The 18239-nt window shown below is 26.5% G+C and carries 20 protein-coding genes and 1 pseudogene; 3 read left to right on the top strand and 18 right to left on the bottom strand.

Annotated features, from left to right (window positions below):
- Window positions 1-447 precede the first annotated feature (447 nt).
- The 6 genes from FPD38_RS01590 to fliW are packed head-to-tail and all read right to left on the bottom strand — an operon-like array spanning window position 448 to window position 3011.
- A complete protein-coding gene (locus FPD38_RS01590; RefSeq protein WP_147555047.1) occupies window positions 448-891 on the bottom strand; it encodes a hypothetical protein in 444 nt (147 codons plus the stop codon).
- The gene (locus FPD38_RS01585; protein WP_147555046.1) at window positions 888-1454 is read right to left on the bottom strand and encodes a hypothetical protein; all 567 of its coding nucleotides are present in this window, start codon (window positions 1452-1454) and stop codon (window positions 888-890) included. Before FPD38_RS01585 ends, FPD38_RS01590 begins: the two co-directional genes overlap by 4 nt.
- Window positions 1455-1467: 13 nt before the next feature.
- Complete coding sequence (locus FPD38_RS08415; protein ID WP_147555045.1) at window positions 1468-1608, bottom strand: type II secretion system protein; 141 nt, start codon at window positions 1606-1608, stop codon at window positions 1468-1470.
- Entirely contained in the window at window positions 1592-1885 is a 294-nt protein-coding gene (locus FPD38_RS01575) for a prepilin-type N-terminal cleavage/methylation domain-containing protein (RefSeq protein ID WP_147555044.1), read from the bottom strand. Before FPD38_RS01575 ends, FPD38_RS08415 begins: the two co-directional genes overlap by 17 nt.
- Window positions 1882-2619 (bottom strand): pyrroline-5-carboxylate reductase, encoded by a 738-nt coding sequence (locus FPD38_RS01570; protein ID WP_147555043.1) that lies wholly within the window; start codon window positions 2617-2619, stop codon window positions 1882-1884. Before FPD38_RS01570 ends, FPD38_RS01575 begins: the two co-directional genes overlap by 4 nt.
- The gene (fliW, locus tag FPD38_RS01565) at window positions 2616-3011 is read right to left on the bottom strand and encodes a flagellar assembly protein FliW (RefSeq protein ID WP_147555042.1); all 396 of its coding nucleotides are present in this window, start codon (window positions 3009-3011) and stop codon (window positions 2616-2618) included. The genes FPD38_RS01570 and fliW overlap by 4 nt, the downstream gene beginning before the upstream one ends.
- A 174-nt stretch (window positions 3012-3185) precedes the next feature.
- On the opposite strand from fliW, the gene FPD38_RS01560 reads away from it, so the two are divergent.
- Both FPD38_RS01560 and lon read left to right on the top strand, forming a co-directional pair.
- A complete protein-coding gene (locus FPD38_RS01560; RefSeq protein ID WP_147555041.1) occupies window positions 3186-3842 on the top strand; it encodes an outer membrane protein assembly factor BamD in 657 nt (218 codons plus the stop codon).
- Window positions 3842-6220, top strand: coding sequence for an endopeptidase La (gene lon, locus FPD38_RS01555; protein WP_147555040.1), 2379 nt, complete (start codon window positions 3842-3844; stop codon window positions 6218-6220). Before FPD38_RS01560 ends, lon begins: the two co-directional genes overlap by 1 nt.
- A gap of 14 nt (window positions 6221-6234) precedes the next feature.
- On the opposite strand, the pseudogene FPD38_RS08410 reads toward lon, so the two are convergent.
- From FPD38_RS08410 to FPD38_RS01510, 8 genes and pseudogenes are all read right to left on the bottom strand, one after another.
- A pseudogene (locus FPD38_RS08410) lies at window positions 6235-6912 on the bottom strand (methyl-accepting chemotaxis protein); the annotation flags it as partial.
- Between the two features lie 715 nt (window positions 6913-7627).
- Entirely contained in the window at window positions 7628-8119 is a 492-nt protein-coding gene (locus tag FPD38_RS01545) for a PAS domain-containing protein (RefSeq protein WP_147555039.1), read from the bottom strand.
- A 92-nt stretch (window positions 8120-8211) separates the two neighbouring features.
- The gene (locus tag FPD38_RS01540) at window positions 8212-8709 is read right to left on the bottom strand and encodes a PAS domain-containing protein (RefSeq protein WP_147555038.1); all 498 of its coding nucleotides are present in this window, start codon (window positions 8707-8709) and stop codon (window positions 8212-8214) included.
- A gap of 215 nt (window positions 8710-8924) precedes the next feature.
- On the bottom strand, window positions 8925-9323 hold the full coding sequence (locus tag FPD38_RS01535) for a CoA-binding protein (protein ID WP_147555037.1): 399 nt from the start codon (window positions 9321-9323) through the stop codon (window positions 8925-8927).
- A 454-nt stretch (window positions 9324-9777) separates the two neighbouring features.
- Window positions 9778-10830: a tRNA (uridine(54)-C5)-methyltransferase TrmA gene (trmA, locus tag FPD38_RS01525; RefSeq protein ID WP_147555035.1), complete on the bottom strand. Its 1053-nt coding sequence runs from the start codon at window positions 10828-10830 to the stop codon at window positions 9778-9780.
- The gene (locus FPD38_RS01520; protein WP_147555034.1) at window positions 10830-12542 is read right to left on the bottom strand and encodes a Na+/H+ antiporter NhaC family protein; all 1713 of its coding nucleotides are present in this window, start codon (window positions 12540-12542) and stop codon (window positions 10830-10832) included. The genes trmA and FPD38_RS01520 overlap by 1 nt, the downstream gene beginning before the upstream one ends.
- Window positions 12543-12558: 16 nt before the next feature.
- Entirely contained in the window at window positions 12559-13305 is a 747-nt protein-coding gene (locus FPD38_RS01515) for an SDR family NAD(P)-dependent oxidoreductase (RefSeq protein WP_147555033.1), read from the bottom strand.
- Entirely contained in the window at window positions 13302-14549 is a 1248-nt protein-coding gene (locus FPD38_RS01510) for an ankyrin repeat domain-containing protein (RefSeq protein WP_147555032.1), read from the bottom strand. Before FPD38_RS01510 ends, FPD38_RS01515 begins: the two co-directional genes overlap by 4 nt.
- Before the next feature lie 89 nt (window positions 14550-14638).
- On the opposite strand from FPD38_RS01510, the gene FPD38_RS01505 reads away from it, so the two are divergent.
- Window positions 14639-15094 carry a methylated-DNA--[protein]-cysteine S-methyltransferase gene (locus FPD38_RS01505; protein WP_147555031.1) on the top strand — a complete coding sequence of 152 codons (456 nt, stop codon included), beginning with the start codon at window positions 14639-14641 and terminating at the stop codon, window positions 15092-15094.
- Here the strand turns inward: FPD38_RS01505 and truA are convergent.
- The 4 genes from truA to uppS are packed head-to-tail and all read right to left on the bottom strand — an operon-like array spanning window position 15084 to window position 18239.
- The gene (gene truA / locus FPD38_RS01500; RefSeq protein WP_147555030.1) at window positions 15084-15806 is read right to left on the bottom strand and encodes a tRNA pseudouridine(38-40) synthase TruA; all 723 of its coding nucleotides are present in this window, start codon (window positions 15804-15806) and stop codon (window positions 15084-15086) included. The genes FPD38_RS01505 and truA overlap by 11 nt on opposite strands.
- Window positions 15806-16831, bottom strand: coding sequence for an LptF/LptG family permease (locus FPD38_RS01495; RefSeq protein ID WP_147555029.1), 1026 nt, complete (start codon window positions 16829-16831; stop codon window positions 15806-15808). The genes truA and FPD38_RS01495 overlap by 1 nt, the downstream gene beginning before the upstream one ends.
- On the bottom strand, window positions 16828-17574 hold the full coding sequence (locus FPD38_RS01490; protein WP_147555028.1) for a prepilin peptidase: 747 nt from the start codon (window positions 17572-17574) through the stop codon (window positions 16828-16830). The genes FPD38_RS01495 and FPD38_RS01490 overlap by 4 nt, the downstream gene beginning before the upstream one ends.
- Window positions 17571-18239, bottom strand: coding sequence for a polyprenyl diphosphate synthase (gene uppS / locus FPD38_RS01485; RefSeq protein WP_147555027.1), 669 nt, complete (start codon window positions 18237-18239; stop codon window positions 17571-17573). The genes FPD38_RS01490 and uppS overlap by 4 nt, the downstream gene beginning before the upstream one ends.

The following is an 18239-nucleotide window of genomic DNA, read 5'->3' as shown; positions in this document are numbered from 1 at the left end:
AAAAACTTTTTAGAGATAACATTTATACTGCATTTTGTACAACGCTAATTTTTCTTACTCTCATATCCTTTTATTATGAAATTTAAATGGATATTAATGATTTGCGGGTTACTGCAAGACTTATTTTAATCACAACGAGTATAAATCATATAGCACATAATTTCAACACTATCAAGATTTAAACCATCAAGAGCTTTTAAAAAAATACTCCTCCTATATCTTTTCTATATAATGGTAAAATTGGGTAAAACTTACTACCATAGTAGTTATCTCTAAAGATCAAAGTTTAGGCATTGATATTGTTTCTATTTTGATAACTTTTACTTTCATTTTTATACTTTTTTATTTTTTAGCAACAATTAAAAAAGTTGTTATGTAGAATCGTTCTTTATATATTTTCAAGAATAGCATTGATTTTCATAATGATTATAGGTGCAAAAATGATAACTATTGTAGCTCAAACCTATATTCATCAAATTTAGGATAGATAAAAAAACTTTTTTGCAAAAATACTTCTTCATTCACTCCTTGATTTGTGTTTAGTAATACGCTTGCATTAACAGCTATAATTAAATTAGGATTTTCATAATCTGTTACAATTTTTCCATTATCACATTTGGCTAAAGGATATACATAATCAATTTTAACCACAGCCTGATTGTATTTAAATTTAATTTCATCAAGACATTCTTTGTCTTGAGTTCTTGCTTCATATAAAAAATATTTTGACAATTCCACAGCATCAAAAAGAATGATTTTTCCTTGGATGTAAAAAATCAAATCTTTCATTATTCTTGGAGGGTATGAGGCAATTTTTATAGCAAAAAGCACCATAAAAGATACAAATATAATTAAAAAAATAGTATAAACCATAGCAAAAGATTTTTTCACTTAAACATCCATTTGCTCAAACACTCATTATTTTTACAAAGTGTAATTTTAATAAAATTTTGATCTTTATCTATGCTAAATTGATCAATCTCATCAGCAAATAAGAATCTATCTTGTCTATTTTCAAAATCTTTAATTTCAAAAAATATCTTTTTATTTTCATAAATGATTTTTATAAAAGCATATACAACATGATAAAATCCACTAAAACCTTCACTATAAAAATTTACATTTTCTTTATCTTGAACATATGCTTTATAAATTTTATTATTATTTAAAGCATACATATATATAAAATCATAAGGATAAATTTTTTGCTTTTTCGCTGAATGCAAATCTTTATAATTACTTAAAACTCCATCTAAAACACCATTTTCAATAAAATAAAATCTACTATTTGGGCTTACAAAATTTTCTCCATCAAACACAATACCACTAAAATTTAATATTTTTAAATTTACATCATAAAAAATATCGTCATTTGCGCTCATATAACACTCAAAATAATTTGTACCATATTTAAATTTAATACAAGTTTGATAAATTTTTTCTATACCTAACAAAGCCTGATTTAAATCAAAAAAAAGTGCTATTTTTATTTTTTATTTCAAAAACTCGTTTATAAATTTGCAAAGAAGGACTAGTTAAAATAGATATGATAATTCCAAATATTACCAAACTTAAAACAAACTCTAACAAACTAAAAGCTTGCTTCATCGTAAAATTCTTTTTTATAAGAAAGATATTTTGGTCTTAAAGATTTAAGATTGAAAGTATCATCAAAATATTCTACAAATATATGATTATTTATTTGGATAATTCTTGTATTGGTTAAGTTTTTTTGCAAAAGATTTTTTTCTACTTCATACAATTTTTGATTTAATTTTAAACTATCAAAAGCCTTAAAATAAAAAATAAAATAATAAAAGCTAAAAATTATACCAAGCAAAACTACACAAAAAACAAGCTCTAGGAGACTAAAAGCTTGCTTCATTTTTGAGAACTAGCTAAAAAAGCTTCAAAAAACGCAGCTCTTAAAGCTCTTTTTTCCAAAGCTTCGATTCCTTTTATGGTTACTCCTGCTGGAGAGCAAATTTTTTCTTTAATCAAGCCTGGATGTTCTTGATTAAACAAGGCGCTAAAGCTTTCAAAAGTAGCCTTGGTTAGATTATAACTTAAATTATTTTTTAATCCGCCTCTTACCCCAGCGTTAGCCAAAGCTTCTGCTACCAAAGCTAAAAAAGCAGGAGCACAACCACTTAAAACCATAGCAATATCAAATTCTTTTTCATTTTGAAGTAAAAAAGATTTACCAAAAGTATCAAGCACTTGCAAAATCTCATCTTTAAATAAAGATTTTTCCATCAAATACGGAGTAGTGGAAGCTTTAAACTTAGCAGCAATATTAGGCATTATTTTTATATAATCTCGTGCTTTTATGACATGAAGTTGTTCAAAAGTAGTATTTGCCAAAACAGAAATAACCCATCTTGCCTCACCTTTTAAGATTCTTGCAACATCGTTTAATGCAAAAGGTTTAAAAGCCAAAATTACATTTTTACCTTCTAAATTAAATTCTTTATAGGAAATTGTTTTAATATTTGATTTGGATATTATATTTTTACTTTCATCTCTAGCGACAATTGTAATTTCATATTTATCTCCTAACCCCAATGCTATAGCATCTGCCATAGCTCCATTTCCTAAAATATAAATTTCAGATATCATTTGCTTTGTTTAATAAAGGCTGAAATTTTTTCAGATTGAAAATAATTAGGATATTTAGTTGTATCTAAAATCACTTGCACTAAAGAATTATTATCATAATTCATCACAACAGGAGCTAGAAAATTTACCGTTGATTCTTCTAAAGGCTTATTGATAGCAACAATTACAAAAACCCCAAAACTTGATTTTTCATTTAAAGCTAACAATTCTTGATAATAATCAGGAACTTCAAAATCATAATCTGGGCGTATCATATAAGGATCGATCATTACAAAAGAAAAATCTTTTCCATCAAGACTTTTTAGTCTATAAAATACCTCGTCTATCTTATAAAAATTCATATTTTTCGTTTCTTCAAAACCTAAAATAGGACATTTAACCTCTAAATTCATTTTGCCTCCTAAAATCTATTGACTAAGAAATTACAAAAAATTAAGCAAAATTAGTTCCAAATTTAAAATGCTTAAAAATTTATACTTTTTGATTATAATTTTAGTTTTTAAAAATTAACAATTTCATAAACATAAAAACATTATAATAACACTTTTATTTTTAAAGGTTTGATAATGAAAAAAAAATTAATATCTTGCATTGTTATTTGCGGATTATTTCTGGGAGCTTGTAGTGCAAAAAAAGCTGAAGATTTATATAATTTAAGTGCTATTGAGTGGTATCAACAAATTATTAAAGATTTACAAGAAAAAAATCTCGAAGCAGCAGATCAGCATTATACTTCAATGGCTGCTGAACATGTGGCAGATCCACTATTAGAACAAACTTTGTTAATTTTAGCACAAGCTCACATTAGTGAAGAAGAATATGAACTAGCAAATTTTTATCTTGATGAATATTTAAACAAATTTGGCGACTCTCAAAATATTGCTTATATAAGATATTTAAAAATTAAAGCCAAATTTGATTCTTTTGCTGTGCCTAATCGCAACCAAGCACTAATGCTTCAGACTATACAAGAAATTCAAGAATACAATCAAAATTATCCAAATGTCCAATATAACGATTTAATTAATACCATGCTTACTAAATTTGATCTTGCAGTATTTTATCTTAATACTAATATTGAAAAACTTTATAAAAAACTTGGTAGGGAGGAAAGTTATGAAATTTATAAAGAAAAATTGGAAAATTCTGATTTCAAAAATTCAGACATGATAAAACCTGAACTACCATGGTATAGAAAAATATTTGAAGAAGGTATATTATAATGAAATTAGATAATAATCAAAACTATCCTACTCAACTCCCAGTAATCATCGAAGATGAATTATTTTTATATCCTTTTATGATTACTCCTATTTTTTTAAGTGATACACAAAATATTAAAGCACTTGATTTAGCTATACAAAATGAAACAATGATATTTGTAGCTCCCTCTAAGATAGAAGGCGGAAGAAGTTTTAATGATATTTATGATTGCGGAGTAATCGGAAATATCATGAGAAAAGTCCCTCTTCCAGATGGAAGAATTAAAATTTTATTTCAAGGTTATGCTAAAGCGAAAATCATCAAACAAATTTCAAATGAACCATTGTGTGCTTTAGTTGATTTAATCCACCAAGAGCCATTATGCTATACCAAAAAAGACGCTATAATGGAAGTTTTAAGAGAAAAAACCAAGGCTCTATCCACGGTAAGTCATTATTTTCCACCTGATCTTTTAAGAACTATAGAAGAAGATAATGAGCCAAGTAGAATTTGTGATCTTATATTAAATTCTATAAAAATTAAAAAACACCAAGCTTATGAATTTTTTATTGAAACTAATTTAGAAGCTAAACTTTTAAATTTAATTGATTATCTTGCAAAAGAAATAGAAGCAAATAAAATTCAAAAAGAAATTAAAAACAAAGTGCATTCTAAAATAGATAAAGTCAATAAAGAATATTTCTTAAAAGAACAACTTAAACAAATTCAAAGAGAACTAGGAAGCGATATACAAAAAGAAAGTGAAGTAGAAGAATACAATAAAAAATTAGAAAAAAAGAAAGCTTTTATGTATGAAGATGCATACAAAGAAATAAAAAAACAAATTCAAAAATACGAAAGAATTCATCAAGATAATTCTGAAGCTTCTATGGTGCAAACTTATATAGAAACTGTTTTGGATATACCTTTTGAATCATCATCTAAGAAAAAACTAAATTTATCAGATGTTATCAAGCAGCTAAATGCAGATCATTATGCTTTAGAAAAACCAAAAGAACGCATAGAAGAATATTTTGCTGTAAAAGAGCTATTAGAAAAACGCAAAATCAAAGATAAAGATGGAGCTAAAGTGATTTTATGTCTTGTAGGTCCTCCTGGTGTAGGAAAGACATCTTTGGCAAATTCTGTTGCTAAAGCTTTAAAAAGAGAATTAGTACGCATTGCACTAGGTGGTCTTGAAGATGTAAATGAACTAAGAGGCCATAGAAGAACTTATATAGGAGCAATGCCTGGACGCATCATACAAGGACTTATAGAAGCAAAACAAAGCAATCCCGTTGTTGTGCTAGATGAAATTGATAAATTAAGCCGCAATCACAGAGGTGATCCAAGTGCAGTTTTGCTTGAAATTTTAGATCCTGAACAAAATACTAAATTTAGAGATTATTATTTAAATTTTAATATAGATTTAAGCAAGATCATTTTTATAGCAACCGCTAATGATGCAAGCTTAATCCCTGCTGCTTTAAAAGATAGAATGGAATTTATAGAACTTAGTTCTTACACTCCTCAAGAAAAATCCCAAATCGCAAAAGATTATTTAATACCTGATGAAATTAAAAAACATGGGCTTAAAAAAGAAGAAATTACTTTTGATAAAAAAGCTATAGAATTAATCATTAGCGATTATACAAGAGAATCAGGAGTAAGAAATTTAAGAAGAAAAATCGCAGAAATTTGTAGAAAATGCATAAAAAAACTTCTTTTAAATAAAGAATTTAAAACCATCAAAATCTCAACTAAAAATCTAAAAGACTTTTTAGATAAGAAAGTCTTTGAAATAGAAAAGCATGAAAAAGAAAATAAAATTGGTCAAGTAAATGGCCTTGCATGGACTGCTGTTGGTGGAGATGTTTTAAAAATAGAAGCTATTAAAATAAAAGGCAAAGGAGAACTTACTCTTACTGGTAGTTTGGGTGATGTGATGAAAGAATCTGCAAAAATCTCTCAAAGTCTTATTAAAAATTTAATAGATCAAAATATTATTAAAGTTCCAAAAAATTTAATTTATAAAGAAGATGAAAGTGCTTATAATCTTTATAATCTTCATATTCATGTTCCAGATGGAGCCACCCCAAAAGATGGACCAAGTGCAGGCATTACCATAACTACTGCAATAGCTTCAATCTTTAGTAATAAAAAAGTAAGATCTGATGTTGCTATGACTGGAGAAATAGATCTAATGGGTAATGTTTTACCAATAGGCGGCTTAAAAGAAAAATTAATTGCAGCATATAAAGCAGAAATTTCAACAGCTATTATTCCACATAAAAACTACGAAAGAGATTTAAAAGATATACCTCAAGAAGTCATTGATAATATGAAAATCATAGGGGTTAAAAATCTAGCAGAAGTTTTAAAAATAGTTCTTGTTTAAAAAACTAGAAGCTTTTATGCTTCTAGTTTATCCATTATAGCTTTACTTTCTTTTTCTAATTCTCTTATATCATTAACAATAGCATCGTATGCTGATTTATCTATAACTTCGCTTTGAGAAAGTTCAACTGCTTTGTTTGCTCTTCTTTGTAAATACTCACTCTTAATATCTAACTCATGTGGGGTAATTAATGGACAGAATATGCTTTGCGCATCTTCATCTTTGCATAGTGTAGAAATAGGATCAAGATTATGCAATTTATCTTGAGAACCATTAAGAGTTAAATAAACATCAGATTTATATAAAATATGATCAATTTTCATAGCAGAAAGGGTTAAATCAGAGGCAAAATTGGTAAATTCTTTACCTAAATGAGAACTTTTATCTTCTAATTCTCTAAACGCTTCACTAAAATCTGCAATTTTACTATCTGAAGAATTAGCAATAACATAAACTTTTTCACTATTTTCTTGGATAGAACCTATTTCTTGATTCATCACTTGTATGGCCAAAGTAATCTCTCCGGTGGCTTTTTGCGTTTTTTCAGCTAATTGTCTAACCTCATCTGCAACAACAGCAAATCCACGACCATGTTCTCCTGCACGAGCTGCTTCAATCGCTGCATTTAAAGCCAAAAGATTGGTTTGATCTGCAATATCTCTAATCACCTCAACAATTGAATTGATATTTTGCGCATTAGAAGCAAAAGTATTTACGGCATTTTTACTCTCATCAGCCACTTGCATCATCGATGAAATCGATTCTTGTAAACCACCAATTTCTATACCATTTTTTTGAGCAGTATTAGAAATAATTCTTATATCGCTAAAGACTTCTCTCATAAGTTTTATAATCTTATTTAAAGAAGCAGATAAATCATTTAAATTCTTGTTTTGATTGCTTAAACTTAAATCCATTAATTCTCTAGAAAGTGCATTTTTAAAAACAGATTTACCTGTTTTTTCTATATCATCTAAAGATTCATTAATGAAATTTATATTATGAACAAAAATTCCTTTTAAACCCTCAGGAATTGCTCGTCTATAATATTCACCTTTTTGAGAACACGCTATAGAAGTATTAATCTCCCTTAAATAAGCCTCTATACCATCAATAGTATTGTTTAAATTATCTGCAATTTGTTTTAACTTTTTATTGCGACATTTTAAATATATAATTCTTTCATCAAAATTTCCATTTTTCAATTCTTTGCTTAGATGTAAAATTTTATCATTAAATTCTTCATCGCTTTTATTTATATAAACACAAACTAAAAATATTAAAAATATTAAACCAAAAATACTAGCAGATATATACTCTACAAATAACACACCCACTAAGCATCCTATAATGCTTACTAAAAGCCCAATATATAAAACATTTTTTGTCAAAATAGTCTCCTATAATTTATTTTTGAATTTCCATCATAAGTTGATTATAAGTCATACCGTAAGATTTTACGATTTTTTGAAGCTCTTCAACACCTGACCTAATTCCATCATTTTTTTCAATTTCTAAAAGCTTTTTATAAATTTTTTCTATAATATCAATCGCCTCTTTTTTAGGTTTTCTCCTTACAGAATAGTAATTTATTACATTATCGTTTATGTCATGCGAAGCTGTTACATTAGCAAAAACCCAATAATAATCATTATATTTAGTTTTGTTTTTCACAAAAGCAAAAATTTCTTTACCTTCTTGAATATAATCCCACAAAAATTTAAACACTGTTCTTGGCATATCAGGGTGACGCATAAGACTATGAGGCTTATATAAAACTTCTTCGATAGAATAATCTGAATATTTTAAAAAATCATCGTTAGCATAAATAATTTCACCTCTTAAATTTGTCTTTGATGTTATTAAAACATCTGAAGTTAAAACTTTTTCTTTAGACATAGACAATCTCCTTCTTATCTATTTTTCAAGATTCTATTTTAAGATAAGTAAGTATTATATATTAAGATAAAACAATATTTTTTAAATAAATTTTAATACTTTTTTTGCAAAGTAAGGATTAATTGATTGTAATTCATTTTATACGAAGTGACAATTTTCATTAACTCTTCAACACCAGCTTTAATCCCATCACTTTCTTCTATTTCTAAAAGTCTTTGATATATTTTTTCCATCACAACAATCGCTTCTTTTTTAGGTTTTCTCCTTACAGAATAATAATTAATAATATTTCCATTTTCATCATATGAAGCAGTTACATTAGTAAAAACCCAATAATAATCATTATATTTAGTTTTGTTTTTCACAAAAGCAAAAATTTCTTTACCTTCTTGAATATAATCCCACAAACATTTAAAAACAGTTTTTGGCATATCAGGATGACGAACTATACTATGAGGTTTATATAAAATTTCTTTCATACTATAACCTGCATATTTTAAAAAATCATCATTAGCATAAATAATATCACCTTTTAAATCAGTTTTTGAAGTTATCAATGTATTTGCTTCTAGTATTATTTCTTTTGACATAATTTGCCTTTTTATATTAATATTTATTAATATTATACAAATTTTTATAAAATTTACTTAAAATAAAAAAGTATTTTTCTAACTAATTCTTCAATTTATTTTATTTTTATATCTAAATCACATATTACTATTTACATAAATTAATAAGTATTTACTTTTTATTATGATATCTATTTGCAATAAGTTTTGAGATTAAAATTATATAAATTTATCACTTATTTTTTACTCAACTCTAACTCTATCTTAATGCATTTATTTTGAACACAAACTATATGAAATTCTTCACATTTTTTATAAATTTCATTATTTATAATACCAAGTTGCATCCAAAAATTTTTAACATTTTTTTCCAATAAACTTTCAAAAATTTCATTTGCATAACTAGCTTTTCTAAACATCACAACCGTATCTATACTAAAAGGAATTTCTTTTATACACCTATAAACTTTTTCTTCTAGAATAAATTCTTCTTTTGGATAAATTGGATATATTTTAAATCCTTTATCTTGTAAATATCTAGCTACAAAATTAGAAGCTTTATTTTCGTCAGGACTCAAACCTATAATAGCAATATTTTTCATAGAATTTAAAATTCTTTCTATATTATTTTTCATCTAATATCCTTAACATAAATCAATAATTTTGTTCATTAAATATTATAAAATATAATAATTCTATTATAAAAAAGGTTGGAATATGCTTGATGCTTATCCTTATATATTAATATTACATTTATTTTGTGCTATTTTTTTTATAGGATTTTTATTTACTGATATCTTTTTACTAAAACATATTAAAAAAAGTACTAATCTTAACATTGACAATGCGATTAAAATAATGCCACCTATTGTTTTAGTTTTATTCCTAAGTGGTTTATTTTTAGCTCATTTTCATTTTAATTCTATAAATTGGATATTTCTTATTAAAACATTTTTTGTTATGTGTATTTTTATTTTGATACTATTTTCACTTTTTTATAAATTAATATTAAAAAAACCAAACCCTTTGCACACTTATATTCATCCTATAGTATTTGTTTTTACTATTATTATTGTAATATGTGCAAAATTAATGTTTTATATTACTATTTGATTTTAAATAAACACCACATTCAAGATGATTTGTATTTGCAAATTGATCAAAAAATGCAAATTTAAGTATTTTATGGGTATTACATAGTTTTTCAAGATTTTCTTTTAAAGTGATAGGGTTGCATGAAATATAAATAATATTTTCAAAATTTTTAATGAGCTCTATAACACTTTCATCAAGCCCACTTCTTGGAGGATCAACCAAAACATGTGTTATTTTAAATTCATCAAGATTAATATGTTTTAAACGATTAAATTGTCGTTGTTTTTTTAAGGCTTGACTTAATTCTTCGCTAGAAAGTCTAGTGAAATTTATATTTGAAATATCATTTAAAGTGCAATTTTTTAAAGCAAATTCTATATTTTTTTTAGAAATTTCAGTAGCTAAAATTTTATTAAATTTATCTGCTAAAGCTATGGTGAAATTTCCATAACCACAATAAAGCTCTAATAAATCTTTCTTTGCATCTTTATCTATACAAGAAAGAGTCCATTCTATCATCTTTTCATTGATATAAGTATTTGGTTGAATAAAACAATCATTATTAAATTCATAAAAAATTTCTTTATTTTTTATACAAAGAACTTGCTTTAAATTTTCCCCATTAAAAATATGTTTTTTACCCCTACTTCTTGCTACGAGTTTTACTTTTAAAAAAGAAGCCAAATGAGACAATTCATCATAAATTAAATCTATATTTTTATGATAAAGCAAAGTTATACTCAAATCTAATCTCGTAGCTAAAAATTCAACTCCAAACAATTTATGTTTTAAATTTTTATTTAAAGACTCAAGCAAAATAGGCATAAAATGTTGGATTTTTTCATCAGCTATATCAAATTTTTTTATAGGAGTTTTTTTACCATTTTTATACATAGCATAATCAATTTCATCATTTTTACCATGATAAATAGAAAATTCAGCTCTGGTTCTATAAGCAACAAGTGGGGAATCAAAGCATTCAATTTTCTCATCAAAAAAAGAAGAAAACAATACTTTATTTAAAGCAATTTTTTCTTCAAAATTCATTAAGCATCAACCTTTTTGCCGACAACAAAAAGTAAAACTATCATAGCTAAAATTCCAAAAGCCAAACCAAGCCACACATTAAGTCCTAAAGCAACTGGCAAATAGCCACAAAGTATGCTAATAACACACACACTTAAAGCATAAGGCATTTGAGTACTAACATGTGCTAAAAGATCACATTTACTACCCATCGAAGAAAGTATGGTTGTATCAGAAATTGGCGAACAATGATCTCCAAAAATAGCACCTGTTAGAACCCCTGAAATATTAATAATCATATATTGATGAAGCTCAACACCGCTTAATTCATTATGCACACCAACTGCCATAGCCAAAGGAATAGCTAAAGGCATTAAAATACCCATGGTTCCATAACTAGTACCAGTAGAAAAAGAAATTACTGAAGCAAATATAAAAATAGCTGTTGGCAACAAATAAATAGGAGTTTTATCTGAAAATAAATCAATCAAATATTTAGAAGTTCCTAAATCCTTAATCACAGAAGCCAAAGACCAAGCACAAAGTAAGATAATTACCGTCATAATCATAGTTCTCCAGCCATGAGTCCAAGTGGCAATTGCCTCTTTAAGAGTAAAAATTTTTCTATACATACCTAAAATAATTGCAACTATAGTTGCTAATAATGCTGCTTGAAACAATACTATAGACGCATCAGCTGCTCCAAAAGTTTCCCTAAAAGCAAATAAACTGAAAGGCGAAGCATCAATTTGAGCTTTTAAATTTGCATCTTCAATAGCATTATATCCACTAAAATAAAAACCTATAAACGAAAAAGCAATCAAAACAATTAAAGGTATAATAGCATTTGATGCTTGTAATTTTATATGCTCTTTTGGCTCTAACACTTTATCTTCTATATTATCAATTTGCTCATGTCCATGAGAAAATTTACCCGCTCTTGCGCGAAGCTCAGCTTTTAACATAGGTCCAAATTCTCTACCCGTATAAATAGTCAAAACCACAAATATCAGCATAAAAAGATTATAAAATCTATATGGCAATGTTTGTACAAAAATTTCAAAAGCATTAATTTCTTCTTTTAAAATTCCCAAATGTGCAAAAGTTGCATCATCAATCAAATCATATCCGCTGCGAATTAAAGAAATTTCAAGTCCTATCCAGGTGGAAATAATAGCAAGTCCAGTAATTGGCGCCGCAGTAGCATCCATAATAAAAGCAAGTTTTTCACGACTTACTTTAAATTTATCTGTCACAGGTCGCATAATAGGACCTACAATTAAAGAATTTGCATAATCATCAAAAAAAATAAATATTCCCATACACCAAGTTGCAAATTGAGAACTTTTTGCTTGTTTAGCCTTTGTAGAAAGCCAAAGTGCTACTGCTTTAGTCCCACCTGTTTTAGTGATCAGCGCGACAACTCCACCTATAGTTAAAACTTGCAATAAAATTCCAGCATTACCAGAGCTTGCCATAACACTTACCACTTTATCAACAAATCCTGTAAAAGAAGCAATAAAGGCATGATAAATTGTATTTTCTACAAGAGCTAGCATAAAAGTTCCACTTAATGCACCGACAAATAAAGAAAGTACCACATCTTTAGTTATAAAAGCCAAAATAATAGCTATAACAGGAGGCAAAAGAGTCCAAACTCCAAAAATTTCAGCATTACTTTGTGTATTAGCAAGCAATAAAAGTGGAGTCAATAATAAATAAAAAAATTTCATAGTTTTCCTTAAAAAATTATATTTTTTCTATAAAAGTCCCAGCCCATGTTTGAGTTATAGGCATAAGTTCAATTTCATTGATATTTATATAATCAGGCAATGTAATAATAAAAGAAATAATCCTAGCAATATCACTAGCTTTAATATACTTAGTATCTTGATACACTTCATTTGCTTTTTGCCAATCACCCTTGAAGCGAACCTGACTAAATTCTGTTTTGCAAAGACCTGGAGCGATATTGGTTACTTTTATATTTGAACCCCTTAAATCAGTTCTTAAAGCCTTAGAAAATTGCGATACAAAGGCTTTAGTACCACAATATACATTTCCTCCATAATAAGCAACATTTCCTGCAATAGATCCAATATTGATCACATGTGCATTCTTAGATTTTCTTAATAACGGCAAAACTGCCCTTGCAATATATAAAAATCCTTTAATGTTAGTATCTACCATAGTTTCAATATCTTCAATACTTAATTCATCAAATTTTTCAAGCCCCAATGCAAGTCCTGCATTATTTACTAATAATGATATATTTTGATAAGATTGGGGTAAATTTTTTATAGCATTAAAAACTGCTTGTTTATCTCTTACATCTAAAGCAATTGTGAAAATTTTATCTTGATATTTAGCTTTTAATTCTTCTAATCTTTCTTTGCGTCTAGCTATAGCTATAACCTTATAATCAAGCTCTACCAAAGCTTTTAAAGTCTCTAGCCCAAAACCAGAACTTACGCCTGTAACTAAAGCTATTTTCATGGTTCAATATCACCATAAAGCATTAAATTTTCATTTTCTTTAAGTCCTAATTCTCTTAAATATTTAGCATTTTCTTCTTTTTTAGCAATAATAGCAAAATCCAAAGCATTAAAACCTAAATCATCTACTTCATCAATTTTAACCTTATGCTCAACAAGAAGCTTAAGCATTTTTACATCAGCATAATTAGCTGCATGCATAAAAATATTTTTTGAAGTATGTTCTAGCGCACATAAAGTGATGTAATAAGGAGTGTTAGAGCCTATGCTAGCTACTGAGAGTTTTTCATTATCATTAATGTATTTTTGATTGATATTAGCACCATTTTCTATTAAAAGTTTTGCAACTTTATGATTATTGTATTCAACAGCATAAAATAATGCTGTTTTTCCAAAAGAATTTTTATAATCAACCAAAGCACCATTTTCTAAAAGAAATTTAACATTATCATAATCACCCAAAGCATAAAATAAAGCAGATTCATATCCTTCATTTAATTTAGCTCCAAGTTTTATAAATTCAGCTATTATATTGACATCTCTATTATTTAATAAAGCTGATTTAAAGCCATTGTTTAATTCTAAATCACTAATTTTATTTGCATATATATATTCTTTAATTTGAGTTAAAGAATTTTTAAAATTAGCTACAAATTTTTGAAAATTCGAAGTATCTTTAAATATTTTAGTTTCACCAACTGCCCAATTTAAAAATTCATTCAAAGCACTATTTGTATAATAAATTGCATTTGCTTTATCCATTTTAAAATTATTATAAAAATACATAGTCAGTGGATTAATAGCATTGTTATATTCTTTCCAAAAATCTTTATAAAGTTTAAAATTTCCAATACTTTGATAAGCCCAAAATTCAAAATAAGCTTTTAATTTTTCAATTTTTTCTTCCAAAATAATTGCATCTTGAAGATTTTCTTTATAACTTAAAGGATCCAAAGCTACTTTTAAAAGTAAAAAATCAAATTTTCTTAAATCACTAAAATACTCTCCACCCATACAAGCACTATTACTACCCCTAATTTCATTTGCAAGTGTATAAAGCTTTTGCGTAATAGGATTATTTTTAAAAGAAAATTTACAATTTAAATCAATCTGGGAATAATCTTGCATATTTTGTGGATGAAAATTCTTAAAAAAGTTTTTTTCATGTTCTTTTATATACTCACAATTATATTCTAATGCTAAAAGTTGAAAAGATAATGCAAAAATTAAAACTAAAATTCTCAAATACTTTCCTTAATTTTTAAAATATAGTGCTATTTTAACTAAATTTTTGCTTTAATAACAATTAATTATTTTAAAATAAAGGTTAAAATATGCATCAAAGTATCTATTCTTGTGATATTGGATATATTACATTAACAAGTGATTCTAAAAAACTTATAAATCTTGATTTCACAAATCAAAAAATAAATTTTAAAAATCAAAATTGTCCCATTTTAAATTTAGCCCAAAAAGAACTTGATTTATATTTTGCTAAAAAACTTTTTGTTTTTAAAACTCCTTTGCTTATACAAGGAAGCGAATTTGAAAGAAAAGTCTATAAAGCTTTATTAAGCATTCCTTATGGTCAAACAAAAACTTATCAAGAAATAGCAATCATGATAAAAAATCCAAAATCTTATAGAGCCGTGGGTAATGCAAATGCTAAAAACAAACTAGCCATTTTTATACCTTGCCATAGAGTCATTGCTAAAAACCACATAGGTGGATACACAGGAGGAGTTTTTATTAAACAAGCTTTATTAAATTTAGAAAGTTTTAATAAATAATTCTACTCAAATACAAGCCACTTGCAGGAGCTAAAAAACGATTGTAAATTTTTTCTGTATAAATTTGCTCTAAAAGCTGATCTTTGCTTATTTTACCTTCTAATACTTTTAAAATACTTGCCATCATCATTCTAATTTGCGATCTTAAAAATCCATTAGCTTCAAAATAAAATATAGTAAAATCTTTATAAGTATAGACTTTGCTTGTGTAAATTTTTCTTATAGTGGTTTTATTATCCGAGCCTTCTTTTTGAAAAAATTTAAAATCATGCTCCCCTTGAAACAACTTGGCTAATTCCAAAGCTAATTTAAGATCTATTTTTGGATAAAAATGCACATAAGAAGCAAGCAAAGGATTATATTTTCCATGAAAAAGTATATAACGATAAGCTCGTTTTTTGACATCAAAACGCACTTGAAAATCTTCATGCATTTTTTGTATTTGTTTTATATAAATAAAGGGTTTTGCAAAATGATTGATTTTATTTTTTAGATAAGTCAAATCTTGAAAATGATCTTTGATTTTAACACTAGCTATAGCTTTGCTAGCATGCACTCCTTTGTCAGTTCTTGAAGCAAATAAAACTTTTTCATAAATGCCAAGATGACTAAGCGCACAAGAAAGCTCATCTTGCACGCTTTTTCCATGAGGCTGGCTTGCTGAACCTTGAAATTTAGAGCCATCATAAGAAAAAGTTAATTTTATAAGCATTAATATTTATTTGCAATTTTTTTACTGAAATAAAACATTGAAAGCAATAAAAAGCTTACAAAAATCACCCCTACTGCTACCAAAGGAGGTTTATAAAAACTAATTAACAAACTAAAATATGAAAAAATCACTACAAAAATTCCAAAATAAGCAAAACCTTTTTCATAACGATAAGTTACTATCCCAAAAGAAAGTGCAAACAATGTACTACTAAGAGGAAATAAAGCTATAAGAGTATATATAACAAATTCTTTTGCTTTGTCTTTGTTGGTATTTAAATCAGACCAATAATCATAAAAATTTTTAGTATTTAAATCTTTAGTATAAACTTTGCTTGTAATAAGTAAATTTTTAAAACTTGAAATATGCCAATTATCATCTTTAATCTCATAAGCTTTACCCTCTTTCAAACTAAAAGAAATAATCCCTTCATTACTTTCTAGCTTTCCTTCTTTGGCTAATATAGCTTGTTCTTTATCTTGAGCACTTTTTTTAGGATGATACATGATGATATTTTTATAAACCCCATTGTCATCTTTTTCATCTATAAATACAAGCCATTCTCCATATCTTTGTCCAAACTCACCTGTTTTAATGCTGACTTTTGTACTAATTTTTTTATAATCTACAAAATTATCAAAAAGTTCAAAAGATATAGGTATAAAAATCCAAACTACAAGCAACATAAAAGCACTAAGTAAAGCAGCAATTTTCATAAAAAATTTTGCAATAACCTTAGGAGAAATTCCCAAAGCAAACAAAACAATGCTTTCATTTTCTCTTGATAATCTATAAAAACTTAAAGTTAAAGCTATAAAAAAAGAAATCGGCAAAGTAAAAGCTAAAGTCTTTGGCAACAAATAAATATATAATTGAAAAAGCTCTAAAAGAGTGATTTCTATATAAGAAGTAATTTTTGCAAGTTGGATAAAAAATACAATAGAAACTATAGTAAATAAGGTAAAAAATAAAGACAGCATTGTATTTAAAAATTGATTCAATAAATACTTATAAACTAATTTCATATCACTCTTTCTACGCCAAAATGCACTAAAATAGCTATAAACAAAAAAGGAATCATAGGCATTTGATAGTCTTTTTTTGCTATTTTTACAAACAAGATTAAACTTAAAACAGATGCTATAAATAATATCCAAAAAGCTTTTTCATAACCAAAAATTCCAAAAATCAAAGCTATAATTATAACATCACCCTCGCCTAAACTTTCTAAAATTTCATCTCTTTCTTTAAAATTTTTTATAAAATTAATAAAACTTTTTAGTAAAAAGAAAAATCCTGCACCAAAACAAATTTTAAAAACAAAATGTTCTTCCAAATTTAAAATAGATACATCTTTATAACTATAAAAATCAAACAAAAATGCAAAAACAAATAAAACCCAAAGCCAAATTTCACTCACAGCTTTTAAATAATAATCCATCCAAGAAAGCATTAAAAACACACTTAATATCAAAGCAAAAAGTAAAGCTTGTAAATGATCAAAAAAATAAAAGCAAAATGCAAATAAAATCGCGCAACATAGCTCATTAAAAGGATAAACAAAAGAAATTTTTTCTTTACAAAAAGCACATTTACCTTTTAAAAAAACAAAAGATAAAACGGGGATTAGGTGATAAATTTTTAAAGTTTTACCACATTTATTACAATGAGATCTAGGTTTTATGATGCTTTGTTTTGCAATACTTCTAAAAATTACCACATTTATAAACGAACCTATACAAAGCCCTAATAATATAAAAAATATCATTTACCAAAGGTTCTTTTGCACTTTTTAAATTCTTTTATGATGGATTTAAATTCCTTTTTAGTTAAAGCAGGAAATAAAGTTTGGCTAAAATAAATTTCAGCATAACTTGATTGCCAGATTAAAAAATTTGAAATTCTTTGTGCGCACCCTACTCTTAAAAATAAATCCACATCTTCGCTTAAATCTAAATTTGCTTGGATGTTTTCCTCATTAATCTCAAGTTTTTTTTCAATAACTTTTTTTACAGCTCTTACTATTTCATCTTTTCCACCATAAGAAATAGCTAAATTTAAATTTAAAGCATTGTGGTGTTTGGTTTGATTTTGAACTTTATTAATCTTATCTAGCGTTTTTTTATCTAAATAATCAAAATTTCCTATCGCCTTAAAACGCACATGATTGGCTAAAAATTTTGGCAATGCATCATCTAAATATCTATCTAATAAACAAAATAAATACTCAATCTCCTCTTTAGGTCTTTGCCAATTTTCAGTACTAAAAGCATAAAGTGTAAGATGATTGATTTTTTCTTCTATGCAAACTTCTATAATCTTTTCTATGGTTTTAGCGCCTTGTTCATAACCGACTTTTTCTAAAAGTCCATTTTTTTTAGCCCATCTCCTATTACCATCCATCACCACAGCTAAATGCTTTAATTCATTCAT

It is taken from the genome of Campylobacter volucris (assembly GCF_008011665.1).
GTDB classification, from domain to species: Bacteria; Campylobacterota; Campylobacteria; order Campylobacterales; family Campylobacteraceae; genus Campylobacter_D; species Campylobacter_D volucris_A.
This window is presented reverse-complemented; position numbering and strand designations above follow the sequence as displayed.